This window comes from Rhodanobacter sp. C06 (genome assembly GCF_002001105.1).
In the GTDB taxonomy this organism is placed as follows: Bacteria; Pseudomonadota; Gammaproteobacteria; order Xanthomonadales; family Rhodanobacteraceae; genus Rhodanobacter_A.
Genome location: NZ_MUNP01000021.1, coordinates 23,093 through 46,500 on the forward strand (window position 1 = coordinate 23,093; position 23,408 = coordinate 46,500).

The window sequence follows — 23,408 nt, forward strand, 5'->3', positions numbered from 1 at the left end:
GCATGGCGTCGACGGCGGCTTCGCGGCCAGCCTCAGGCCGCGCGTCTGGCGAAGATCAGGTGCAAGCCGAACAGCATGAACACCGCGCCGGCGCAGCCGTCGATCCAGCGGCGCAGGCGCAGGTAGCCGCGGCGCATCGCCGGCAGCGCGAACACGCCGGCCACCAGGGTGAACCACAGCAAGGTCTCGGCCACCACCATCGACCACAACCCCCAGCGTGCCCAGGCACTCTGCCCGTCGCCCACGAAGGCAGAGAAGATGCTGCCGAAATACACCACCACCTTGGGATTGGCGAGGTTGGTGAACAGGCCGTTGCGCATGGCGCGCCATGCACCGTCTGCCAGTTTCACCGCATGCACCGGCGCACCGCCGGCAGGCGCCTTCAGCGCGCCACGCAGCATCTTCAAACCCATCCAGCACAAGTAGGCGCCGCCGCACACGGCGATCGCGCGTTCCAGCCACAGCAGCCGATGCAGCAACAGCTGCAGGCCAAGCAGCGCCAGCGCGGCCCACACTGCCACGCCCAGCGTGATGCCCGCCACGCCGGCCAGCGCCTCGCGGCGCGAATGGCTCACCGCGGTCTGCGAGACGTAGAAGAAATCCGGGCCGGGGCTCATCAGGGCGATCAGCTGCACCACGGCGATGGTGAGGAACAGGCTCATGCGGCACGCTGCGGATGCGGTGGCGGGAGGCGCAGTGTAGCCTCCGGCGGCTGTGCGGCGCGCCTTGCCGGCTTCCCGGAAATTCCTCTACCCTGCCCCGAACCAAGCAGCATGGCCAAGGGATCGTCCCCGGCCACCCAGGGGATGCACCTGCCATGAGCCTCAAGCTCCGCCTCACCGTCCTGAATTTCCTGCAGTACTACATCTGGGGGGCGTGGCTGCTGACCATCGGCACGTGGTGGTTCCAGACCCAGCACTGGTCGGGCACCAGCTTCGGCGCGATCTTCTCGACCATGGGCATCGCCTCGCTGTTCATGCCCTCGCTGGCCGGCATCGTGGCGGACAAGTGGATCAACGCCGAGCAGCTGTACGGGTTGTTCCAGATTGCCGGCGCGGTGGTGCTGTTCGCGATCCCGCACGTCAGCGACCCGCAGCAGATGTTCTGGGTGATGCTGCTGAACATGTGCTTCTACATGCCCACGATCTCGCTGGCGATCACGGTGGCGTTCAACGCGCTGAAGCAGGATGGCCTCGACGTGGTCGCCACCTATCCGCCGATCCGCGTGTGGGGCACGATCGGCTTCATCGCCGCCACCTGGACCACCAGCCTGCTGGGCTTCAAGGCCTCGCCCGCGCAGTTCCACGTGGCCGCGGGCGCTTCGCTGCTGCTGGGCCTGTACGCCTTCACCCTGCCGAAGTGCCCGCCCAAACTCGATGCCGCGCACAGCCGCACGCTGGTGGACCGGCTCGGCCTCACCTCGTTCGTGCTGTTCAAGAACCGCAACATGGCGGTGTTCTTCGTCTTCGCCATGTTGCTGGGTGCGGCGCTGCAGCTGACCAACGCCTACGGCGACGCCTTCCTCAGCGACTTCGTGAAGGTGCCCGAGTACGCGAACCTGCTGACGGTGAAGTACTCCACCATCATCATCTCGATCTCGCAGTTCTCCGAAACCGCATTCATCCTCACCATCCCGTTCTTCCTGAAGCGCTTCGGCATCAAGGCGGTGATGACGATGAGCATGCTGGCGTGGGTGCTGCGCTTCGGCCTGTTCGCGTTCGGCAACCCGGAGCCGCTCGGCGGGCTGTGGATGATCGTGTTGTCGTGCATCGTCTACGGCATGGCGTTCGACTTCTTCAACATCTCCGGCTCGCTGTTCGTCGAGGGCCAGGCCGACCCGAAGATCCGCGCCAGCGCGCAAGGCCTGTTCATGCTGATGACGAACGGTGTCGGCGCGGTGCTGGGCAGCCTGGCCGCCGGCTTCGTGATCGACCACTTCTTCACCAACCACGCCTGCGACGACAGCGTGCTGATCTGCAAGGACTGGCATGGCATCTGGCTGGCCTTCGCCGGCTACGCGCTGGTGATGGCACTGCTGTTCGTGCCGCTGTTCAAGCACCGGCACGACCCGGCTGCGGCCGGCCGCGTGGTGCCCACTCACTAGGGATGCTCTGATCAGCCCGCCAGCTTGCTCGCCACCACCTGGTCGCGGCCGCCGGACTTGGCCGAGTACAGCGCCAGGTCGGCGGCGCGCATCCAGCTCGACAAGTCGTGGCAGCGCACGCCGTCGAATTGCGCCACGCCGATGCTGATCGTCAGCCGAGTCACCAGCAGATCCTTCGGCAACTCCAGCGCAGCGGTTCCCGCGCGCAGGGTTTCCGCCAGGCGCATGCCGGCCGTCAGGCCCGCCTGCGGGCACAACACGGCGAATTCCTCCCCGCCGATGCGCGCCACGAAACACGCATCGGACACGGCGCTGCGCAGGTAGTCGGTGAGGACCCGCAGCACGCGGTCGCCTTGCGGGTGGCCGATGCTGTCGTTGATGCTCTTGAAATGGTCGATGTCGATCAGCAGCAGCACGTGCGGCGGCGCGTGCGCCTCGCGTGGACGACCCAGCAGCTCAGTGGCGCGCTGCTGGAACGCGCGCCGGTTCGCCATGCCGGTGAGCGGATCGCGCAAGGTCTGCGCCTGCAGCTCGGCGGCGTGCCGGCGCTGCGAACGCAGCAACAGCACGAGCAGACCGACGATCAGCAGCAAGGCCCCCGCCAGCAGCGCGATCGTCACGCTGACCAGGCGCTGGCGCCGCTGCTGCTCGCGCCGGCGTGCCGCTTCGGCCTCCGCCGCCTTGAGTTGCAGGTCCTTCAGCTCGTTGGCGTGCTCCAGCTCGCTGATGCGCAGCTCCTTCTCGCGCGCGGCGTAGCGCTGCTCCAGCTCGACCTCGATCGCGCGCAGCGCCGGCGTGTCGAAGGCACTGGCGATTCGCGTCGCCTCGCGCTCATCGGCCAAGGCCTGGCGCAGGTCGCCGGCCCGCTCGGCCAACCGGCTCTCCACCCTCAGCATGTCGATCAGCTGGCCGTTGATGCCTGCCTTGCGCGCCAGCGCCACGGCCTCGCGTATCCGCGCGTACGCCTGGCGATGATGGCCCAGCGCCGCCTCGGCCTGGGCGATGTTGGTGCTGGAGCCCAGTGCGTCGCTGACCCGCCCCGCGGCCAGCTCCTGCTTCAACGAAGCCTCGGACAAGGCCAGCGCCTCGCGCGCGCGCCCCTGCTTCAGGTACATCTGGGCCAGGTTGTCGCCCACCATCACCACCAGTTGCCTCGCCTTGGCCTTGGCGTAGTACTGGCGCGAACGTTCGTAGGCGGCGGCCGCATCGTCGACCCGGTTCAGCGTGGCCAGGGCGATGCCCACGTCGTTTTCCGCGTCGCCGATACCGAAGTCGTCGCCCAGCGCGCGGTAGGCCGCCACCGCCTCCCGGCACAGCGGCAGGGCCTTGGCCGGCTTTTCGTCGAGCGCATAGGCGTCGCAGAGCTGGAAGCGCGCCCAGGCCATGGTTTCCGGATCGCTCTCCCCCAGCACCTTGTCCGCCGCTCGCAACGCCTCTCCCATCCCGTCGCCGAGGCCGTTGGCGATGTCATGGCGCGCGCGCAGGAAGCCCGCGGCGGCAGCGGCCACCGGGTCGTGCGCCGCCGTGGCCAGGCCGTCGAGCCGCAGCGTGGCCTCGGCCAGCGCCGCATCGTCGTTGCTGTTGATCGCGGCCGTGCCCATGCCCCACAGCAGTTCGCGTTCGCGTGCGGGAAGGAGGCCGGTGCCGGCCTGGTCGAGTTGCTGGCGCACGAAGGCGATCAGGCCATGCGGATCGGTCACCGCGCTTTCGCGGAACGCGTTCATCGGCACGGCGACGACAGGCGTCGCCGTCAGCGCCAGCAGCAGACCCAGCCACGCCCCCCGTCGCATCTAAAGCCCATTCCCTGTCAAGTGCCTCTCGGTCGCGATCATAGCTTTTCCGGACGCTCGTCACACTCACTGGAGCGTGCTCAATGTCTCAGCGTGGCCCGCGTTGCCTTGCCGTGGCCTTCGGGTGGTGGCGCGCGGCGCAGCGCCTGCCTGGCTGGCAGGTCAAGCCGCATGCTGCCGCATGGCGCCCATGGCAAGACAGCCCGAAGGGCCGGGATTGTTTGTCGACATGCCTGCGTGCAAACAGCTTGCGGCGCGGGTCATGCGGAGACATTGAACAGGCTCTTATACAATGCTCGGATGCAGATCGGCCCTTACCGCATCGACCCGCCGCTGGCGTTGGCCCCCATGGCCGGCGTCACCGACAAGCCGTTCCGCCTGCTGTGCAAGCGGCTGGGCGCGGGGCTGGCCGTGTCGGAGATGACCACGGCCGATCCGCGGCTGTGGCACACCACCAAGTCGCTGCGCCGCATGGACCATGCCGGTGAGCCCGAGCCGGTGAGCGTGCAGATCGCCGGCTACGACCCGGCGATGCTGGCCGAGGCGGCGCGCTGCAACGCCGCCAACGGCGCACAGATCATCGACATCAACATGGGCTGCCCGGCGAAGAAGGTCTGCAACGTGTGGTCCGGCTCCGCCCTGCTGCAGGACGAGCCGCTGGTGGCGCGCATCTGCAAGGCGGTGGTGGACGCGGTGGACGTGCCGGTGACGCTGAAGTTCCGCACCGGCTGGGATCGCGAGCACAAGAACGCGTTGAGCATCGCCCGCCTCGCCGAGGACGCAGGCATCGCCGCGCTGGCGCTGCACGGCCGCACCCGCGCCGACAAGTACGAGGGCGAGGCCGAGTACGAAACCATCGCCGCTGTGAAGGCCAGCGTGCGCATCCCGGTATTCGCCAACGGCGACGTCACCACACCGGAGCAGGCGCGGCACGTGCTGGCCGCCACCGGCGCGGATGCGCTGATGATCGGCCGCGGCGCGCAGGGCCGGCCGTGGATCTTCCGCGAGATCGCGCACTACCTGACCAGCGGCGAAAAGCTGCCCGAGCCCACGCCAGCCGAGGTCGCCACGATACTTATCGGCCACCTCGAACACCTCTACGCGTTCTACGGCGAGCTGTCCGGCTTGCGCATCGCGCGCAAGCACCTGGGCTGGTACGCGAAGGACCGCCCGGAAAACGCCGCCTTTCGCCACGTGGTGAACCGCGCCGAGAGCGCGTACGAACAACTGCGCCTCACCCGCGACTACTTCGACGCGCTGGCGGCCGGGGTGGCACTGGCGGCGTGAGTAGGGCGCCGGCCGGTGGCGGATGCCGTCGTCGGCCACGCGCGTGCGCGTCGCGCTCAGGCGGCCAGCATGCGCGGTGCTGCCGCGGCATGGCCCGTCCGCGGCGGCAATTCCGCCAGTAGCTCGCCGCGATGCGACAGCAGGCACAAACGGCCGTCCATCTCCTCGACCAGCGCGGTGAGGCTTTCCACCCAGTCGCCGTCGTTGGCGTAGACCAGGCCGTCGCGATGCAGCAGGGCGGCGCGGTGGATGTGGCCGCAGACGATGCCGTCGAGCCGACGCCGCGCGGCATCGTCCAGCCCGGCCTGCACGAAGCGCGCGATGTAGCGCTCGGCGGCGCCGCTCTGCCGCTTCACGAACGCCGACAACGACCAGTAGCGCAGCCCCAGCCGGCGTCGCGACCAGTTCAGCCACTGGTTGCAGCCCAGGATGCGGTAGTAGATCCAGTCGCCGAGGCGTTCCTGCAAGCCGCCGAACTGGGTGATGTTGTCGTAGTCGTCGCCGTGGACGACCAGCAGGCGACGACCGTCGGCGGTGACGTGCACCGCGCGCCGTCGCACCTGCACCCCGGGCAGCGCCAGGCCGCACAGCCGCCGCAGCGGCCGGTCGTGATTGCCCGGCACGTAGGTGATCGCCGTGCCGCGCCGGTGCAAGGCATGCAGCGCCTCGATCACCCGCGCGTGCGCGCCGCCCCAGCAGGTGCGCCAGCGCGCGATCCACCACAGGTCGACGATGTCGCCCACCAGGTAGAGCTGCTCGCAGCGCAGGCCGCCCAGGAAGTCCGCCAGCTCCGACGCGTGGCAATGCCTGGCGCCCAGGTGCACGTCGGACAGGAACACCGTCCGCAGCCGCCGCTCGGACGGGGCGGTCGGGCGCTTCATGCCATCGCGTCCTGCCGGCGCTCCAGGTAGCGCTGGCGCTTGCGTGGCCGTACCTGCTCCAGGTCCACCTCGATCAGTCCGTCGATGGAGCCGCTGAAGTCCGGGTCCACGCCGAAGGCGAGGAAGCGCGCGCCGCCGGGCTCGCACAACTCGGTGTACTGCTTGTAGAGCATCGGCACCGAGGCCCCGAGCCGGTCCAGCGCCAGCTTCAGCGCCTCGTGCGCGGCGGCACCGTCGAGTCCGTCGAACGATGGCTCCGCCTGTTCGAACGCAAACGGCCGGCGAGCGCTGGCCAGCGGCTGCGCGCTGCCGTGGTAGCGCCGGTAATAGGCCACGATCTGCTCGCTGGCCGCGCGCGGCAGCGCGGCGCTGATCGACACCGCGCCATAGAGGTAGCGCACGCCCGGATAGCGCTGCAGGTAGGCGCCGATGCCTTGCCACAGGTAGTCGAGGCTGCGGCTGCCCCAGTAGTCCGGCACCACGAAGCTGCGCCCCAGTTCCAGCCCCGCCGCCAGCCGTGGCACGGCCGTGTCCGCGTAACGGAACAGCGAGGCCGTGTACAGCCCGGCCAGCCCGCTGCGCGCCAGCGTCTCGGCGCCTCGCATCACGCGGTAGGCGCCGGCGATGCGCGTGGCCTGCGCGTCCCACACCAGGATGTGGTCGTAGTGCGCGTCGTAGGCGTCGAGATCGCGGCTACGGCCGGTGCCTTCGCCCACCTCGCGGAAGGTCAGCTCGCGTAGCCGGCCGATCTCCTGCAGCAGCGGCGAACCGGCGGCCCGCGCCAGGCGGATCTGCTTGCCGTCGCCGGTGGCACCGAGCAACTCGGTGGCGGCCACCGCTTCCGCCAGCGCGTCCGCATCGACGGGCGTCGCCAGCGGCGCCTGACCGGCTACGGCCACCGTTCTGACGCGACCGAGCGTGTGCAGTGTCCGGCGGATGCGCCGTAGCGCATCGCGATCGCTCTCGTCGCCCGCGATCGCCGCGAGCTCGCCCACATGCAGGCGCACCGGCCGGCGCCGACGAGCGAGCATCTCGCGCGCCAGCAGCACGGTCGATGCCGGGCGGCACAGTGCGGAGATTCCGTAGAACAGTGCTGAATTGCGCGCGTCGATGCGCACCGGCAACACCGGCGCCGACGCGCGCCGCGCGAAACGCAGGAAGCCGGAGCGCCAGTGCGTGTCGCGCACGCCGCGCAAACCCAGCCGCGAGACTTCGCCGGCGGGGAACACGATCACGCATTCGCCGTCGCGCAATGCACGCTCCACCCGGCGCAGGCTGGCCGCGCCAGCGCGGCCGCCGAACACGCGCACCGGCAGCAGCAGTTCCGCCAGCGGTTCCACCAGCGCCAGCACCTCGTTGGCGACGATGCGCACGTCGCGCCGCACCCGCCCCACCATGTCCAGCAGCGTCAGTGCGTCGAGCGCGCCGCACGGATGGTTGGCCACGATCAGCAACGGTCCGTGTGCAGGTATGCGCGCCAGCGCGTCCACGTCGACGTCGTAACGCATCTCCAGTCACCGCATGGCCGCCTCGACGAAGGCGAAGCCGCGCAGGTGGCCGTGCCCGGCGCAGAAGGCGTCGATGCCGTCGAAGCCCGACCAGCGCGCCAGCCCGTGCAGCAGCGGCACGGCCAGGTGCCCGCACCGGCCGCGGAACCAGTGCGGATAGCGTTGCTGCAGACGCTGCTCGATCGCTTGCATCCCGACAACCCTCGGCTTGGCCCGTCGCAAGATTGCGCGGCCACCGGGACGCCGGCGTTGCGCCTGCGCGTCAGCGACGTGACAGCGCCGCCGGCGGGGCGGCCGCGCAGCCATGGCGCACGCGGATCGCGCCGGACGCGCCTGGACGCAGCAAGGCCTCGCATTGACTTTGGCCGTCTGTACGGCTAATTTTCACAACGCTCAAGGTAACTATCTCTTCATGCGAATGAAGAGATATCTCAAGGGAAGCCGGTGCGAATCCGGCGCTGCCCCGCAGCGGTATGTGGAAACGACCTCCGTCACCGGCACTGGGTGCAACACGCCCGGGAAGCGACGGACAGTAGGCGGCCGACACTTTGCCGGTCACGTCCACGAGCCCGAATACCTGCCTCGGCCGGAAGCGGCACGCCGCTTCCGCACGACCTGGCATCTCCGTGGGGAGGGCCGGAGCCCGCGCGCTGCCGCCCCCACGGCCCGCGCTGGCTTCGCCTGCCCGCGCCGCCGGTTCGCCCGCGGGGGCGAAGGTCAACGGCTTGGGCGATTGCGCCCAACCACCCTTCGTTCCTCTTTGCCCTACATGCAAGAGGAATCATCCATGTCACTCGTTACCCATCTCGGCTTTCCGCGCATCGGCCTCAAGCGCGAACTGAAACGCGCATTGGAAGCGCACTGGCGCGGCGAAGCGCCCGCCGAAGCCCTGCGCGACGCCGCCCGCGCGCTGCGCGCACGGCACTGGCAACTGGCCCGCGACGCCGGCGCCGACGTCGTGCCCTGCAACGACTTCAGCCTGTACGACCACGTGCTCGACACCGCCGTGCTGTTCGACGCGATTCCGGACCGCTACCGCCCGGTGTTCGCCGAAAGCCGTCTGAACGGCTATTTCGCGATGGCCCGCGGCCACAAGCGCGGCGGCCACGACCTGCACGCGCTGGAAATGACCAAGTGGTTCGACACCAACTACCACTACCTGGTGCCGGAGCTGCACGCCGGCCAGCGTTTCGCCCTCGCCGGCGACAAACCGCTGGCGGAATTCCTGGAGGCGAAGGCGCTGGGCCACCACGCGCGACCGGTGCTGCTGGGGCCGGTGTCCTTCCTGCTGCTGTCCAAGGCCGTGGATGGCAGCGACCGGCTGGCCCTGCTCGATGCCTTGCTGCCCGCCTATGCCGAACTGCTGCGCCAGCTGGCTGCGGCTGGCGCCGACTGGGTACAACTGGATGAACCCTGCCTCGTGCTCGACCAGGACAGCGACGACCACGCCGCCTATCGCCGTGCCTACGCGGCGCTGGCCACGGCGAACGGGCCGAAGATCCTGCTCGCCAGCTACTTCGGCGCGCTGGGCGACAACCTCGCGCTCGCCGCGAGCCTGCCGGTGAACGGCCTGCACATCGACCTGGCGCGCACGCCGCAGCAGCTCGGCGACGTGCTCGATGCGTTGCCCGAAGGCCGCGTACTCAGCTGCGGCGTGGTCGATGGCCGCAACGTATGGCGCAGCCGCCCCGCCCGCGTGCTTCCGCTGCTGCGCCAGGCACAGGCGCGACTGGGCGACGACCGGCTGTGGCTGGCGCCGTCATGCTCGCTGCTGCACGTGCCGATCGACCTCGCCGCGGAAACCGCACTGGAGCCGGCACGCCGCGCCACGATGGCGTTCGCGCGGCAGAAACTGGAGGATTTGCGCGTCTATGCCGACGCACTGGCCGGCCACGCGGAAGCCGAAGCCGCGCTGCAGGCGCAGCAGGCCCTGCTCGACCGGCAGGCGCAACAATCCGGCGTGTGCAATCCCGCCGTGCGTGCCCGCCTGCACGAACTCAGCCCGCAGACGACGCTGCGCCGCTCGCCCTACGCCACGCGCCGCGTCACGCAGGCGGAGGCCCTGGCCTTGCCGCTGCTGCCCACTACCACCATCGGCTCGTTCCCGCAGACCGACGAGTTGCGCCAAGCGCGCGCCGCGCACCGCGGCGGCAGGCTGGACGATGCCGCCTACGAGGCGCTGCTGGAGGCCGAAGTCGAGCGCGTGGTGCGCTTCCAGGAAGACATCGGCCTGAACGTGCTGGTGCACGGCGAGCCCGAGCGCAACGACATGGTGGAGTACTTCGGCGAGCAGCTGGACGGCTACCTGTTCACCCGGCTGGGCTGGGTGCAGAGCTACGGCTCGCGCTGCGTGAAGCCGCCGGTGATCTGGGGCGACGTGGCGCGGCCCGCGCCGATGACGGTGCGCTGGTCGACCTACGCCCAATCGCTCACCGAGCGGCCGATGAAGGGCATGCTCACCGGCCCGGTCACCATGCTGCAGTGGTCGTTCGTGCGCGACGACCTGCCGCGCGAAACCGTATGCCGGCAGATCGCGCTGGCGCTGCGCGACGAGGTGCACGACCTGGAAGCCGTCGGCATCAAGGTGATCCAGATCGACGAGCCCGCGCTGCGCGAAGGCCTGCCGTTGCGCCGCGCCGACTGGCAGGGCTACCTCGCCTGGGCGGTGGAAAGCTTCCGCATCGCGGCCGGCGGCGTGCGCGACGCCACCCAGATCCACACCCACATGTGCTACTCCGAGTTCAACGACATCATCGAGGCCGTGGCCGCGATGGATGCCGACGTGATCTCGATCGAGACCAGCCGCTCGCGCATGGAATTGCTGGACGCCTTCGCGCGCTTCCGCTACCCCAACGGCATCGGTCCGGGCGTGTACGACATCCATTCGCCGCGCGTGCCCACGCAGGAGGAGATGCTCGGCCTGCTGCGCAAGGCACTGGAAGTGCTGCAGCCCGGCCAGCTCTGGATCAATCCGGACTGCGGCCTGAAGACTCGCGGCTGGCCCGAGGTGGAAGCCGCGCTGCGCGGCATGGTGGATTGCGCCCGTCGGTTGCGTGCAGAGCTGGCCGCGGCGGCGGCCACTGCCGCCGTCTGAACGGGTGGCCGGCGGCGCCGCAGCAGGGCCGCTGGCCATCCAGACGTCTGAACACGCAGCTAACCGGCGGCCCGCCAGAATTTCCGCGGGCTGCAAAACCGGGGGCGGCGTTGTATGATGCCGCCCTCTTTTATCTCTTTATCCGTACACGAGGATATAAACCGCGATGTCCAGCCATCTGTTCACTTCCGAATCGGTCTCCGAAGGCCATCCGGACAAGGTCGCCGACCAGATCTCCGACGCCGTGCTCGACGCGATCCTCGCGCAGGATCCGCGTGCCCGCGTGGCCTGCGAAACCATGGTCAAGACCGGCGTGGCCATCGTCGCCGGCGAGATCACCACCAGCGCGTGGATCGATCTGGAAGCGATCACCCGCAAGGTGATCCTCGACATCGGCTACGACTCCAGCGACGTCGGCTTCGACGGCGCCACCTGCGGCGTGCTGAACCTGATCGGCAAGCAGTCGCCCGACATCAACCAGGGCGTGGACCGCAAGAAGCCCGAGGAACAGGGCGCCGGCGACCAGGGCCTGATGTTCGGCTACGCCACCAACGAAACCAAGGACATGATGCCGGCGGCGATCCATTATTCGCATCGCCTCGTCGAGCAGCAGGCCAAGGTCCGCAAGAAGAAGAACTCGCCGCTGCCGTGGCTGCGCCCGGACGCGAAGAGCCAGGTCACCCTGCGCTACGACAACGGCGTGGCCACCGCGATCGACGCCGTGGTGCTCAGCACCCAGCACGATCCGGGCGTGAAGCAGAAGGATCTGATCGAGGCCGTGCGCGAGCACATCATCAAGCCCGTGCTGCCCGCCAAGCTGCTGCACAAGGGCACCAAGTTCCACATCAACCCGACCGGCAAGTTCGAGATCGGCGGCCCGGTGGGCGACTGCGGCCTCACCGGCCGCAAGATCATCGTCGACACCTACGGCGGCTGGGCCCGCCACGGCGGCGGCGCGTTCTCCGGCAAGGATCCGTCCAAGGTCGACCGCTCGGCCGCCTACGCCGCGCGCTACGTGGCCAAGAACATCGTGGCCGCCGGCATCGCCGACCGCTGCGAGGTGCAGGTGAGCTACGCGATCGGCGTGGCCCATCCCACCTCGATCTCGGTCACCACCTTCGGCACCGGCAAGATCAGCGACGACAAGATCGAGAAGCTGATCCGCGCGCACTTCGACCTGCGCCCGTACGGCATCCTGCAGATGCTGGATCTCATCCACCCGATGTACCAGCAGACCGCCAGCTACGGCCATTTCGGCCGCAGCCCGGTCGAGATCAAGGACAAGAACGGCAAGTCCTACACCGCGTTCTCGTGGGAAAAGACCGACAAGGCCGAGGCGCTGCGCAAGGCCGCCAAGCTGAAGTAAGCCACTACCGTTCGCCCTGAGCGTAGCGCCGCAGGCGCAAAGTCGAAGGGCGACACCGAAACGGGCCGCATGATGCGGCCCGTTTTTCTTGAGGCTTGGCGTGCCGGCCCGAATCGCCTCAACGCTTGCCGGCAGAATCCAGCCAATCCTGCACGCCCAGCTCCGGTGCGAGTTTTTCGACGGCGCTCAGTCCGCGCAGCGCACGCGTCTTCCACCCTGGTCCGCGCGATACCAGGTCGCCCCACGCCTCGCGTGCCTCCCAACCGGAACCCTGCCGGTAATGCGCCAGCAAGGCGGCGCTCTGGCGCAGATCCTTGTTCGATTTCGCCGCACGCGTCGCTCCACGCTCGCCCGCCACGATCAGCTTGTGCATGGCGTAGCGCAGCGGATGTGGCACGTTGACCACCACCGCGCCGTCGGCGCAGAACAACACCGCCTGCTGCACGTCCTGCAGCAGGTACTCCATGAACTTCAATGGCTGCAACGTGATGCCCAACTGCGCATGCCGGTACGGCACGCCACCGCGGTGCTGCGGCGTGATGAAATCCAGCTGGAAGTCCGGGTCGCGCGGACTCAGCCAGGTGCCCCCGTGCTTGCCGTCGGAACTGCCCAGCGGCAGGAAGCCCATCTTCAGCGAATCGATGGCTGCCGGCGTGTCGATCTCGATGTTCGATGGCAGCGCGATCGCCAACTGCTTGCCGGCATGGGCGAAATCGACGTCCTGCGTGCGCGAGGCATCGCCCCAGCTCACGCCCAGCATGTTGCCGAACGCGAGGAACGCGTGCGTGCCCACCAGCACCCCACCAGCACGGAAAAAGCCGTAGTCCGACAGCCGGCGGATCACCCTGAAGTGCGGCACCAGCACCGGCGCGCAACCCAGCGCGATGGCCGAACGCGCCAACGGTTCCAGCGCAGCCATCGGCCGGCCCTCGCCATGCTGTGCGATCAACTCGCGCACCTGCGGCGAATCCGGCCCCACGTAGAACTGGCGCAGGCGCCCGGACAACTCGGTGTACTGGAAGTACCGGTAGACGCCGCCCTTCACCGTCTTGCTGGCAAACGAACCGCGCAGGTTGGCCACGGAGCGCGCCAGCTCCACCGCCTGGGCCGCGTCCAGCAGCTGGGCATAGGCGGTTTGCGCGGACAACGACAGCGGCATGTAGTGGTCCATGACGGTTATACTAGTTTTTTCGTTGAGCTAGTATAACCAACCCAATATGTGGGTCAACGCCTTGGCCGGCACGCCTGCGTGCACGGGTTCGGAGTCCAGCACGAGGTGGCCGGTATTCCTGCTGGCCTGGAGCAGCGCTTTCGGCACGGCGTCGATGTTGCGCGGCGCGGCGAGGATCATCCCCGCTCGCTCAGCGCCCGGCGTCCATTGAATGCCATCGCGATCCGTTACTGCTTCAGCATCCGCATCGCCTCGTCGCGCACGCTGCGCATGGAGGCATTGAGCGTCTTCGGGTCCATCGCGATCACCGGGTCCATGTAGCGCTGGCGTACCTTGGTCGCCTCGGCGCTGTCGTGCAGTTCCTCCAGCACCGAGTACAGGCGCGAGGCGCTCTCGATGGTATGCGCGTCGCGCAGGCCCAGCAGTTGCTCGCGCTGTCGCAGCGCCTGTCGGTAGGCGTCGCGCGAGGCGGCCCAGTGGTGGGCGTCGTCCTCGATGTCGCCGATCAGGGTGCGCGTGGCGGAGATCAGTGGATGCTGCGGCCCCAGCACGCGCAGCTGGCCGGCCAGGCACAGCTTCGCCTCGGCCAGCGCCTGCGCGTACTCGCCAGCGTCGTCCAGCAGGCTGGCGAGGCTGCCGTGCGCCATCAGGGTCTTGGGATGGTCGGTGCCGAGCTGGCGCTCGTGGGCCGCGAGGATCTGCCGCTCCAGCGCGATCGCCTGTGCGTAGTACGCGCGCTGCTCGACTGGCGCCTTGGCGTAGCTGCCCTGCTTGGCCAGCAGCCGCACCATCACGGTCTCGGCGGCGATGGTGTCGGGATGGTCGCCGCCCAGTTCGCGGCGGCGCACGACGATCACCCGTTGCAGGTCCGTGGCAGCCGCGGCGAAGGCCTTGGGATCCTGCGCGAGGTAAACCTCATCCATTGCCACCATGTATGCGGCGGCCAGCGTATCCGGGTGATCCGCGCCCAGGCGCTGCGTACGGATGGCCGCGACCTGGCGCGCGAGCGCGAGCGAGCGCTCGTACTCGTAGCGGTAGTGCAACAGCCGGGCCTGGACCAGCATGGCGTCGAGGGTCTGCGGGTTGTCCGGCCCCAGCGTGCGCTGGTCCAGCGCCACCAGCGGCTCGGCCAGCTGCAGCGCGCGGTCGCGCTGGCCCAGCCCGATCAGCGTCATCACCAGGTCGCGCTGCAACTGCATCAGGCCGGAATCGGTGGCGGGCAGGCGCGGTTTCAGCTCGGCGTAGAGCGCATCCTGCCGCTGCAACGCCTGTTGCAGATGCCCCTGTTCGACCAGCATGCGCGCCGCGCCGGCTTCGGCCGCGATCCGCAGCGCATCGGTGGATGGCTCGGACTGCGCCAGTTTCTCGGCCTGGGCATACATGGCTGCCGCGTCGGTGGTACGCCCCTGCTTCTCCAGCGCCTGCGCCAGATCCACGCGCACGGAAAGCTGGTCGCGGTCGCCGGCAGGCAACCACTTCGCGCGCACGGCGAGCACCTTGCGCAACTCGTCGGCGGCGTGCGTGTAGCTGCCGATGCCGAGCAGCGCCCGCGCCAGCGACTGGCGCAGGCCCGCATCCAGCAACGGCGCATCGGGGAAGGCGCGGTCGAGGCCTGCCAGCGTGTGGCCGATCACGTAGTCGTCCATCGCCTCGCGTGCGATGTCGGTGGCCTGCACGCTGGCGAAGGCCTTGGTCAAGGTACCGGCGGCGGGCGGAGCGGCGCTCGATGCGGCCGGCGCGAGCGCCGCGTCGACCTGCTGCTGCGTGGAGGCGACGAGGGCGTGCCCCATCGCGCCGATGTCCACGCTGTCGTACATGGTCTGCTGGAACTGCACCATGCGTTCCAGCTGCTGTTCGCGCCGCTCGGCCAGCCGTTGCTGCACGCGCGCCTGGTGCAGCGAGTAGAGCGAGGTGGCAAGGCCGGCGAACACACTGAGCAGCAGCGCGGCGGCGGCGGTCAGCGGCCAGCGGTTGCGCTGCAGGAAGCGACGCAGGCGGTACAGGCGGCGGCCGCGCCGCGCCAGCACCGGTCGCTGTTCCAGCCAGTTGCGCAGGTCGGCGGCGAGTGCGCCGACGGTGGTGTAGCGCTCGCTGGCCCGGCGGCGCAGCGCCTTCAGCGCGATCGCGTCGATATCGGCCGGCACCGGACGGCGCGGCGCCTCGCCGCCGTTCGCCTGCGGCGACGGCACGCTGCGGCTGGGCGGTACGATCTCGCCGGCGACGATCGCATTGCTGAGCTGGTGCGGCGTGGTGATGTGCTGCCAGGGGCGCCGCCCCGCCACCAGCTGGTACAGCACCATGCCCAGGCCGTAGACGTCCACCGCGGTGGTCAGCGGCTGCTGCTCGATCTGCTCGGGGCTGGCGTAGGCCAGGGTCAGCGCGTGCTGGCCGGTTTCGGTGAGCGCGCCCTCGACGGCCTGCGCGTCGATCAGGCGGGCGATGCCGAAGTCCAGCAGTTTGGGCTGGCCCTGCGCATCGACCAGGATGTTGGCGGGCTTGAGGTCGCGGTGGATCACCAAGCTGCGGTGCGCGTACTCCACCGCGGCACAGACCTTGAGGAACAGCGCGATGCGCTCGCGAAGGCCGAGCCCGTGCCGCTCGCACCACGCATCGATGCGCTCGCCCTCGACGTATTCCATCGCCAGGAAGGGCTGGCCGTCGGCGAGCACGCCGCCGTCGAGCAGGCGCGCGATGCCGGGATGCTCCAGCCGCGCCAGCAGCTGCCGCTCGCGCACGAAGCGTTCCAGCAGCGTGGGCGAACCCACGGCGCCGGCGCCCAGCACCTTCAGCGCCACCTGCTGCACGAAACCGGCGTCGGCACGCTCGGCCAGGTAGACCACACCCATGCCGCCCTCGCCCACGCGGCGCACCAGCCGGTAGCGGCGCGGCGCGGATGTCTGCGTGTCGAGGCCGCTCAGGTCGACCGTGTCGCCCGGCAGCAGCGGCAGCGTGGCGGTGTGGCTGCGCTCGATCGCGGCAATCATCCAGCGCACTTCGCGCGCCAGCGCCTCGTCGTCGCCGCATTCGCGCGCGATCGCGGCATCGCGGTCGGTCGCGCCGATTTCCAGCACGCTCGCGACGATGCGCTTGGCCCGCAGATAGCGGTCGGTCAGCTGACCGGTCATGGTTGCCCCTGTGTGTGCGCCGCCCGGTCCGTGCATGCATGTGCAGCTGCCGTGCCGCGCGTTCAGCGCTACAGGATAAGCCATCGGGCCGCGACCGGGCGAAGCCGGCACGGCTCAAGCCGCGCGCAACCCGGCGCGCGACCGGAAAAGGAAGAGTGGGGCGAAGAGAGGCTTAGCCGTCGCTATCGCGGCGCGAGGCGACCACGACCGGCTGCTTCTTGGTCCGCGGATGGTGGGCGGCCAGACGCGTCGCGGCACGGCGTGCGCGGTGCACGGGAGCGCGCCGGCAGGCGGCGCTGCCGCGCGAGCCGCAGCTGGCCACGGCCACCGACTTGCCATGGCGCGCCTTGCGGACCGGTCCCGGCCGGCGTTCCGAGACCGGCACGGTATCCGCCTCGGCGGTCTGGATCGGCGAGATCGCCTCCAGGATGCGGGCGGCGCGGCTGCCCGGGCGCACGCCGCCGGCTTCGGCGACCAGGATCGGCGGCGTCTGCTCACCCTTGAAACCGTCGTCCAGCAGGCGCGCCATCAGCTTGTCGCGCCCGCCGGCGGTGCGACTGCCCAGCACCACGGCGAACAGGCGATGGCCGTCGCGCACGGCGGTGGAGGCCAGGTTGAAGCCGGAAGCGTCGGTGAAGCCGGTCTTCAGCCCGTCCATGCCCGCGTAGCGATACATCAGGTGGTTGTGGCCGCGCACGATGTGCCCGCGGAACACGAACTCCTGGGTGGCGAAGAAATGCGCGTACTGCGGGAAGTCGCGGTACAGCGCCATCGCCAACTTCACCAGGTCGTGCGCGGTGGAGGTGTTGTTCGGATCGGGCAGGCCCGAGGCGTTCGCGAAATGCGTGTCGCTCATGCCGAGCAGCGCGGCCTGCGCGTTCATCATCTCGGCGAAGTGATCCTCGCTGCCGCCGATGCCTTCGGCCATCACGGTGGCGGCGTCGTTCGCCGACTTGGTGATCATGCCGAGCACGCAGTCCTGCACCGAGATGGTCTGGCCGGCGCGCAGGCCCAGCTTGGTGGGCGACTTGCCCGCCGCCCAGGCGGATACCGCCATCGACTGGTCGAGTTGCAGCTTGCCGCTCTTCAACTCCTGGAAGGTGAGGTAGAGCGTCATCATCTTGGTCAGCGAGGCGGGATAGTCGCGGTGGTCGGCGTTGACCTGTTCCAGGATCTGGCCGTTGCTGCCGTCGACCACGATGGCCGCGTAGCCGGCATGCGCCGCGCAGGCGAATCCGCCGAGGCCGCACAGCAGCCCCAGCAACAGCATCGCCCGCAGACGATCCAGCATCCGCCCCAGCCTCATCGACTCGATGGCCACCCGAACACCTCGCAAACAAACTGCAAACTTACCCCACGTGGGCGCGACCTTAACGCATGGCCGCAGCAAATTCCATAGGCAAGACTTGAAATAAATTCGTTAAGTCGATGTTCCACAATGAATTGTTCCGGACGGTTCGCCGCCACCGACAACCCGCCCGGGCGGCAAGGCCCGCTAGAATGGGCGGATGTCTCTGATCCAATTGCAACGCGTCGACTACAGCATCGGCGGCCCCCTCCTGCTCGAACACGTCGATCTGTCGATCGATCGCAACGAGCGCGTGTGCATCGTCGGTCGCAACGGCGAAGGCAAATCCACCCTGATGAAGCTGATCGCCGGCGAGCTGAAAGCCGACGATGGCGAGGTGCGCGTGCAGAACGGCATCGTGGTCGCGCGCATGGCGCAGGAGGTGCCGCACGGCACTGCCGGCACGGTGTTCGATGTGGTGTCCGAGGGCCTGGGCGATCTCGGCCACCTGCTGGCGCGCTATCACCATCTGCTGCACGAGGGAGATTTCGATGCGCTCGGCGACGTGCAGCATCAGATCGAGGCACAGCACGGCTGGGATCTGGACCGTCGCGTCGACGAAGTGCTGACCAAGCTGGAGCTGCCCGCCGACACCGATTTCGCCGCGCTCTCCGGCGGTATGAAGCGCCGCGTGCTGCTGGCGCAGGCGCTGGTGCGCAAACCCGACGTGCTGCTGCTGGACGAGCCCACCAACCATCTCGACATCGAGGCGATTGGCTGGCTGGAAGGCTTCCTGAAATCCTTCGACGGCTCGCTGATCTTCGTCACCCACGACCGCAGCTTCCTGCAGGCGCTGGCCACGCGCATCGTGGAGATCGACCGCGGCCAGCTCACCGACTGGCCCGGCGACTACGCCAACTACCTGCGTCGCCGCGAGGAGCGCCTGCACGCCGAGGCGCAGGCCAACGCGCTGTTCGACAAGAAGCTGGCACAGGAGGAAGTGTGGATACGCCAGGGCATCAAGGCCCGGCGCACGCGCAACGAGGGCCGCGTGCGCGCGCTGAAGGCGCTGCGCGTGGAGCGCGCGCAACGGCGCGAGCTGGGTGGCAACGTGAGGATGACCGCAGCCAATGCACAGGCTTCCGGCAAGAAGGTGATCGACCTCGACCGCGTGCACCAGGCCTACGACGGCCGCGCGCTGATCGACGACCTCACCACCACGGTGATGCGCGGCGATCGCATCGGCATCATCGGCCCGAACGGCGCCGGCAAGAGCACCTTGCTGAAGATCATGCTGGGCGAGCTGCAGCCACAACGCGGCACGGCGGAACGGGGCACCGGCATCCAGGTCGCCTACTTCGACCAGCACCGGCTGCAGCTCAACGACAACCTGAACGCGCTGGACAACGTGGCCGAAGGTCGCGAGTTCATCGAACTCAACGGCCAGCGCAAGCACATCATCGGCTACCTGCAGGACTTCCTGTTCTCGCCCGAGCGCGCCCGCGCGCCGATCACCCGGCTCTCCGGCGGCGAGCGCAACCGCCTGCTGCTGGCCAAGCTGTTCGCGCAGCCGTCCAACTTGCTGGTCATGGACGAACCGACCAACGACCTCGACGTGGAGACGCTGGAACTGCTGGAGGAACTGCTCACCGACTACCAGGGCACCTTGCTGCTGGTCTCGCACGACCGCGCCTTCCTCGACAATGTGGTGTCCAGCACCCTGGTGCTGGAAGGCCGCGGCCAGATCGGCGAGTACGTGGGCGGCTACAGCGACTGGTTGCGGCAGCGGCCGGCGGCAGCGGCCGCGGTTGCCGCGGCGGCAGCGAAGCCGGGCCTGGTCCGCGAGGTGCCGGCGCCGCCCGCCGCGGCACCCAAGCGCAAGCTCAGTTTCAAGGACCAGCGCGAACTCGAGCAACTCCCTGCGCGCATCGAACAGCTCGAAGCCGACATCGCCGCGCGCGGCAAGGCCATGAACGATCCGGCGTTCTTCCAGCAAGACAGCGTCGCCATCGTCAAGGCGAACGAGGCGCTGGCGAAGCTGCAAGCCGAACTGGAAACCGCCTACGCGCGCTGGGCGGAACTGGACGGCTAGGCGCGCGTATCATCGGCGGGATATCTCCCAGGGACACCCGCCATGTACACGCTCTACTACGCACCCGGCTCGGCCAACCTCGTCGTGCACCTGGCCCTGCTGGAAATCGGCGCGCCGTTCGAGCTCAAGCGCATCGACATCGAGAAGGGCGAACAGCGCAGCGCGGCCTATCTCGCGATCAACCCGCGCGGCGTGGTACCCACCCTGGTCGTCGACGGCCAACCGCACGGCGAAGCCGCCGCACTGGCGATGCTGCTGGCCGAGCGCCACCCCGACGCCGCGCTGGCACCGGCGCCGGGCAGCGCGCAACGCGCCGACTACCTGCAATGGATGTTCTACCTCGCCAACTCGCTGCAGCCGCTGTTCCGCCAGTGGTTCTACCCGAACGACCATCTTGCCGAAGGTGGCGAGACGATCCGGCAGAACGCGCGCGCCGGCATCGAGAAATGCTGGTTGCATATCGACGCCCACCTCGCCGCGCACGGCCCGTACCTGCTGGGCGAACGCTACGGTGTGGTCGACCTCTACGCCCTGATGCTGATGCGCTGGTCGCGCAACATGCCCAGGCCCGCCACCGAATGGCCGCATGTCGCTGCGCTCGCCGCGCGGCTCAAGGCGCGGCCCACATGGCCGCGCATGTGCACGGAAGAAGGCCTGGTCGAATGGGCCTGAGCCCATGAGCGACGCGCCCAGCACCGATGCCTGGGCGGTCTACCTGCTCGAATGCACCGACGGCCGCGTCTACACCGGGATCGCGCGCGATCCCGAGCAACGCTACGCCAAACACCTCAACGGCAAGGGCGCCCGCTTCACCCGCTCCAATCCGCCGCGTCAATTGCTTGGTTGGGTATGGGTCGCCAGCCGCAGCGAAGCCTTGCGCCTGGAAATCGCCTGGAAAAAGCTGCCCCGCGACCAACGCATCCTCGCGCTACTCGCCCACGATCCGCATCTCCCGTAGGGACCCGCCAGCGGGCTGTGGCGGCGGCAAGGGCAGCCACAAGGTGGCGAGCACACCGCTCGCATCGTCGCGGCCGCACAGGCTGACGCCGCCTTCGTGCGCCTCGGCGATCTGCCGTGCCAGCGCGAGGCCGATACCGGAGCCGCCGGGCTTGGTGGTGAAGAACGGCACGAACAGGTTGTCGCTGGGCGGCGGACCGGGACCGTCGTCCTCCACCTCGATCAGCGCGCGTCCATCGTCGCGCCGCCAGCGCAGGCGCACGCCGCCGTCGGGCAACGCAGCCTCCACCGCGTTGCGCAGCAGGTTGATCAGCGCTTGTTCGAGCTGGTCGGGATCGGCCGCGACCGTCAGCGACTCGCCAGCCTCGACGGCGACCGTCAGCCGCTGCTCCAGCTTCGCCAGCTTGGCCACCAGCGCGGACAGCTCCACCGCCCGCGGCTGCGGCGGCGGCAGGCGCGCCAGCCTGCTGTAGCTGGAGAGAAACCGGCCCAGCGCCTCGGCGCGGTGGCCGATCAGTTCCAGGCCACCGCGGAAATCCTCGCGCCAGTCGTCGGGCAAGGGATCGCGCGAAGCCAGCGTGGCCAGCGTGCCGGCCATCGACTGGATCGGCGCCAGCGAGTTGTTGACCTCGTGGCCCAGCACGCGCAGCAGGCGCTGCCACGCCGCGCGTTCCTCCTCGCGCAGCACGCGGCCCACGTCGTTGACCACCAGCAACTGGCCGCCGCGGCCGCCGCTGCGCAGCGCCGCGTGGCGGATGTCGAAGCGCCCATTGCGCCCCGGGAATGCATGCGTGAGCAGGCGTGCCGACGGTCCCTCCAGCAGCGCGGCGAGGCCAAGCTCCGCCGCGGAAAGACCGAACAGGCGATGGCGCTCGGCATCCAGCAGGCGCTGCGCGGCGGGGTTGAGCAGGCGCAGCCGCTGGCCCTCGTCGAACACGAACACCGCGCTGTCCAGCGCCGCCAGGGTCTTGCCGAGCAGGTAGGACGACTCCTCGAACTCCAGCCGCTCGCGCTGCAGGCGCTCGGCCAGTGCGTTGATGTCGTAGATCGCGTCGCCCAGCACGCCGCCCTGCACGCCGCGCAGGCTGTAGTCACCCTGGCGCAGCGCCTCGAGCAGACCGGACAGCGTGTACAGCGGAAACACCACGCGCCGATACTGCCAGCGCGCGAGCAGCAGCGTGGCGACGATGGCGACGGCGACACCGGTCCAGCGCAGCGACGCATCCCACGGCGCCCAGGCGAGCACAAACGCGGCGAGCAGCCCCGGTGTCGCCACCAACAGGCTGCCCAGCAGCACGCGCCGCTCGAAGCGCGGCATGCGGCCGGCGCGCGATGCGGAAGGTTCAGTCGGCATCGCCGCTCGCGTCGCGCAGGTCGTGCTTCTCCAGCCGCCGATACAGCGACTGGCGGGTGATGCCCAGCGCATCGGCGGCGCGCTGCAGGTTGCCGTCCGCGCGCTCCACCGCGCGCTGCACCAGATGCGCCTCGGCCTGTTCCAGCGTCATGCCGTCGAGGTCCGTCGCGGCCGGCATCGCGGCGGCTTCGCCGAACGCCAGCGTGGCCGCGCCGACTTCGTCATGCTCGGCCAGCAGCGCGGCGCGTTCCATCAGGTGCTGCAACTCGCGCACGTTGCCGGGCCAGCGCCACGCCGTGAGCGCGCGTTCCGCCGAGGGTGCCAGCCGCAGCCCGTCGCGGCCGTAGCGCTGCGCGTTGCGTGCGAGGAAGCTGCGCGCCAGTGGCAGGATGTCCTCCGCCCGCTCGCGCAGCGGCGGCAGGCGCACTTCCAGCGTGTTGAGGCGATACAGCAGATCCTTGCGGAAGCGGCCCGCGGCCACCTCGGCCTGCAGGTCCGCATTGGTGGCCGAGACCAAGCGCACGTCGACCTTCAGCGTGCGCGAGGAACCCAGTCGTTCGAACTCGCCGTCCTCGAGCACGCGCAGCAGTTTCGGCTGCTGCGCGGCCGGCACGTTGCCCACCTCGTCGAGGAACAGCGTGCCGCCATCGGCCAGTTCGAAGCGGCCGATGCGTTCGCTCTTGGCGTCGGTGTAGGCGCCGCGCACGTGGCCGAACATCTCCGACTCGAACACGCTCTCGGCGATGCCGCCCATGTTCACCTTGACCAGCGACTGCGCGGCGCGCGGCGAGCGCCGGTGCAGCAGTTGCGCGACCACGCCCTTGCCGGTGCCGTTCTCGCCCAGCACCAGCACGTTGGCGTCGCTGCCGGCGACGCGCTCGACCAGCGCCAGCACGCGGCGCATCGCCGGCGATTCGGCGATGAAATCCTCGCCCGCCTCGCCGCGCAAGAGCGCATTTTCCGCCGCGAGCCGGCGCTCGCGGCGCGCGCCTTCGGCCAGCGCGATCTGCGCGCGCAGCACGCTGACCAAGCGCGCGTTGTCCCACGGCTTCTCGATGAAATCGGCGGCGCCGCGGCGCATCGCCTCCACGGTGAGCGGCACGTTGCCCCACGCGGTCATCGCCACCACCGGCAGTTCGGGCGCGAGCTGGCGCAGCTTTTCCAGCAGGTCCAGCCCCTCCTCGCCCGAGGTGGTGTCGCGCGAGTAGTTGCAATCGATCAGCGCGCAGGCGAACTCGCGCCGGCGCGCCGCCTCCAGCGCCGCCGCCGGATCGGCCACGCCGTGGCTTGCGATGCCTTCGGCCTTCAACAGCAGGCGCAGCGCCTCGCGCACGTCGGCCTGGTCGTCGGCGATCAGGATGGTGGGTGTCGGTTCGCGTGCCATGCCTTCG

At 69.4% G+C, this 23,408-nt stretch carries 16 protein-coding genes, 1 pseudogene and 1 riboswitch; of the genes and pseudogenes, 7 read left to right on the forward strand and 10 right to left on the reverse strand.

Annotation, left to right across the window (positions count from 1 at the left end; all coding sequences use genetic code 11):
* Window positions 1-32 precede the first annotated feature (32 nt).
* Window positions 33-662, reverse strand: a complete 630-nt coding sequence (locus B0E52_RS00950) for a homoserine/threonine efflux transporter (protein ID WP_077480846.1) — start codon at window positions 660-662, stop codon at window positions 33-35.
* Between the two features lie 155 nt (window positions 663-817).
* On the opposite strand from B0E52_RS00950, the gene B0E52_RS00955 reads away from it, so the two are divergent.
* A complete protein-coding gene (locus tag B0E52_RS00955) occupies window positions 818-2,104 on the forward strand; it encodes a nucleoside permease (RefSeq protein WP_077480848.1) in 1,287 nt (428 codons plus the stop codon).
* Window positions 2,105-2,115: 11 nt separating this feature from the next.
* On the opposite strand, the gene B0E52_RS00960 is transcribed toward B0E52_RS00955, so the two are convergent.
* Window positions 2,116-3,894 (reverse strand): GGDEF domain-containing protein, encoded by a 1,779-nt coding sequence (locus tag B0E52_RS00960; RefSeq protein ID WP_077480850.1) that lies wholly within the window; start codon window positions 3,892-3,894, stop codon window positions 2,116-2,118.
* Window positions 3,895-4,194: 300 nt separating this feature from the next.
* Here B0E52_RS00960 and dusB point away from each other — a divergent pair, with 300 nt between their 5' ends.
* The gene (gene dusB / locus B0E52_RS00965; RefSeq protein WP_077480852.1) at window positions 4,195-5,181 is read left to right on the forward strand and encodes a tRNA dihydrouridine synthase DusB; all 987 of its coding nucleotides are present in this window, start codon (window positions 4,195-4,197) and stop codon (window positions 5,179-5,181) included.
* A gap of 56 nt (window positions 5,182-5,237) precedes the next feature.
* Here the strand turns inward: dusB and B0E52_RS00970 are convergent, their stop codons facing one another.
* A complete protein-coding gene (locus B0E52_RS00970; RefSeq protein WP_077480854.1) occupies window positions 5,238-6,062 on the reverse strand; it encodes a UDP-2,3-diacylglucosamine diphosphatase in 825 nt (274 codons plus the stop codon).
* Window positions 6,059-7,762 (reverse strand): annotated as a pseudogene (locus B0E52_RS00975) (GNAT family N-acyltransferase). Before B0E52_RS00975 ends, B0E52_RS00970 begins: the two are co-directional and overlap by 4 nt.
* Before the next feature lie 187 nt (window positions 7,763-7,949).
* Window positions 7,950-8,170, forward strand: a riboswitch (cobalamin riboswitch).
* A gap of 187 nt (window positions 8,171-8,357) precedes the next feature.
* On the opposite strand from B0E52_RS00975, the gene metE reads away from it, so the two are divergent.
* The gene (gene metE / locus B0E52_RS00980; RefSeq protein WP_077480856.1) at window positions 8,358-10,664 is read left to right on the forward strand and encodes a 5-methyltetrahydropteroyltriglutamate--homocysteine S-methyltransferase; all 2,307 of its coding nucleotides are present in this window, start codon (window positions 8,358-8,360) and stop codon (window positions 10,662-10,664) included.
* Between the two features lie 166 nt (window positions 10,665-10,830).
* Entirely contained in the window at window positions 10,831-12,030 is a 1,200-nt protein-coding gene (gene metK, locus B0E52_RS00985) for a methionine adenosyltransferase (RefSeq protein ID WP_077480858.1), read from the forward strand.
* A gap of 118 nt (window positions 12,031-12,148) precedes the next feature.
* On the opposite strand, the gene B0E52_RS00990 is transcribed toward metK, so the two are convergent.
* From B0E52_RS00990 to B0E52_RS01000, 4 genes are all read right to left on the reverse strand, one after another.
* The gene (locus tag B0E52_RS00990) at window positions 12,149-13,189 is read right to left on the reverse strand and encodes a nucleotidyltransferase domain-containing protein (RefSeq protein ID WP_217316648.1); all 1,041 of its coding nucleotides are present in this window, start codon (window positions 13,187-13,189) and stop codon (window positions 12,149-12,151) included.
* Window positions 13,190-13,228: 39 nt separating this feature from the next.
* A complete protein-coding gene (locus B0E52_RS18490) occupies window positions 13,229-13,381 on the reverse strand; it encodes a hypothetical protein (protein ID WP_168174104.1) in 153 nt (50 codons plus the stop codon).
* A 47-nt stretch (window positions 13,382-13,428) separates the two neighbouring features.
* Window positions 13,429-16,326, reverse strand: a complete 2,898-nt coding sequence (locus tag B0E52_RS00995) for a protein kinase (protein ID WP_077480862.1) — start codon at window positions 16,324-16,326, stop codon at window positions 13,429-13,431.
* Between the two features lie 172 nt (window positions 16,327-16,498).
* Complete coding sequence (locus tag B0E52_RS01000) at window positions 16,499-17,617, reverse strand: D-alanyl-D-alanine carboxypeptidase family protein (protein ID WP_077480864.1); 1,119 nt, start codon at window positions 17,615-17,617, stop codon at window positions 16,499-16,501.
* A gap of 217 nt (window positions 17,618-17,834) precedes the next feature.
* Between B0E52_RS01000 and B0E52_RS01005 the strand changes: the two genes are divergently transcribed.
* The 3 genes from B0E52_RS01005 to B0E52_RS01015 are packed head-to-tail and all read left to right on the forward strand — an operon-like array spanning window position 17,835 to window position 20,664.
* The gene (locus B0E52_RS01005) at window positions 17,835-19,706 is read left to right on the forward strand and encodes an ATP-binding cassette domain-containing protein (RefSeq protein ID WP_077480866.1); all 1,872 of its coding nucleotides are present in this window, start codon (window positions 17,835-17,837) and stop codon (window positions 19,704-19,706) included.
* Between the two features lie 42 nt (window positions 19,707-19,748).
* Complete coding sequence (locus B0E52_RS01010; protein ID WP_077480868.1) at window positions 19,749-20,378, forward strand: glutathione S-transferase family protein; 630 nt, start codon at window positions 19,749-19,751, stop codon at window positions 20,376-20,378.
* 4 nt (window positions 20,379-20,382) lie between these two features.
* Complete coding sequence (locus tag B0E52_RS01015) at window positions 20,383-20,664, forward strand: GIY-YIG nuclease family protein (RefSeq protein ID WP_077480870.1); 282 nt, start codon at window positions 20,383-20,385, stop codon at window positions 20,662-20,664.
* Here B0E52_RS01015 and B0E52_RS01020 read toward each other — a convergent pair.
* Both B0E52_RS01020 and B0E52_RS01025 read right to left on the reverse strand, forming a co-directional pair.
* Window positions 20,635-22,017 carry an ATP-binding protein gene (locus B0E52_RS01020; protein ID WP_254426659.1) on the reverse strand — a complete coding sequence of 461 codons (1,383 nt, stop codon included), beginning with the start codon at window positions 22,015-22,017 and terminating at the stop codon, window positions 20,635-20,637. The two genes, B0E52_RS01015 and B0E52_RS01020, sit on opposite strands and share 30 nt — an antisense overlap.
* Window positions 22,007-23,401, reverse strand: a complete 1,395-nt coding sequence (locus B0E52_RS01025) for a sigma-54 dependent transcriptional regulator (RefSeq protein ID WP_254426660.1) — start codon at window positions 23,399-23,401, stop codon at window positions 22,007-22,009. Before B0E52_RS01025 ends, B0E52_RS01020 begins: the two co-directional genes overlap by 11 nt.
* Window positions 23,402-23,408: the final 7 nt, after the last annotated feature.

Excerpts from the sequence above, each read along its gene's own strand:
- B0E52_RS01020 (WP_254426659.1), bottom strand. The coding sequence starts at position 22,017 with ATGCCGACTGAACCTTCCGCATCGCGCGCCGGCCGCATGCCGCGCTTC.
- B0E52_RS01025 (WP_254426660.1), bottom strand. The coding sequence starts at position 23,401 with ATGGCACGCGAACCGACACCCACCATCCTGATCGCCGACGACCAGGCC.
- dusB (WP_077480852.1), top strand. The coding sequence starts at position 4,195 with ATGCAGATCGGCCCTTACCGCATCGACCCGCCGCTGGCGTTGGCCCCC.
- B0E52_RS00995 (WP_077480862.1), bottom strand. The coding sequence starts at position 16,326 with ATGACCGGTCAGCTGACCGACCGCTATCTGCGGGCCAAGCGCATCGTC.
- B0E52_RS18490 (WP_168174104.1), bottom strand. The coding sequence starts at position 13,381 with ATGATCCTCGCCGCGCCGCGCAACATCGACGCCGTGCCGAAAGCGCTG.
- B0E52_RS00970 (WP_077480854.1), bottom strand. The coding sequence starts at position 6,062 with ATGAAGCGCCCGACCGCCCCGTCCGAGCGGCGGCTGCGGACGGTGTTC.
- B0E52_RS01010 (WP_077480868.1), top strand. The coding sequence starts at position 19,749 with ATGTACACGCTCTACTACGCACCCGGCTCGGCCAACCTCGTCGTGCAC.
- B0E52_RS00960 (WP_077480850.1), bottom strand. The coding sequence starts at position 3,894 with ATGCGACGGGGGGCGTGGCTGGGTCTGCTGCTGGCGCTGACGGCGACG.
- B0E52_RS00990 (WP_217316648.1), bottom strand. The coding sequence starts at position 13,189 with ATGCCGCTGTCGTTGTCCGCGCAAACCGCCTATGCCCAGCTGCTGGAC.
- B0E52_RS01000 (WP_077480864.1), bottom strand. The coding sequence starts at position 17,617 with ATGCTGGATCGTCTGCGGGCGATGCTGTTGCTGGGGCTGCTGTGCGGC.
- metK (WP_077480858.1), top strand. The coding sequence starts at position 10,831 with ATGTCCAGCCATCTGTTCACTTCCGAATCGGTCTCCGAAGGCCATCCG.
- B0E52_RS01005 (WP_077480866.1), top strand. The coding sequence starts at position 17,835 with ATGTCTCTGATCCAATTGCAACGCGTCGACTACAGCATCGGCGGCCCC.
- metE (WP_077480856.1), top strand. The coding sequence starts at position 8,358 with ATGTCACTCGTTACCCATCTCGGCTTTCCGCGCATCGGCCTCAAGCGC.
- B0E52_RS00950 (WP_077480846.1), bottom strand. The coding sequence starts at position 662 with ATGAGCCTGTTCCTCACCATCGCCGTGGTGCAGCTGATCGCCCTGATG.
- B0E52_RS01015 (WP_077480870.1), top strand. The coding sequence starts at position 20,383 with ATGAGCGACGCGCCCAGCACCGATGCCTGGGCGGTCTACCTGCTCGAA.
- B0E52_RS00955 (WP_077480848.1), top strand. The coding sequence starts at position 818 with ATGAGCCTCAAGCTCCGCCTCACCGTCCTGAATTTCCTGCAGTACTAC.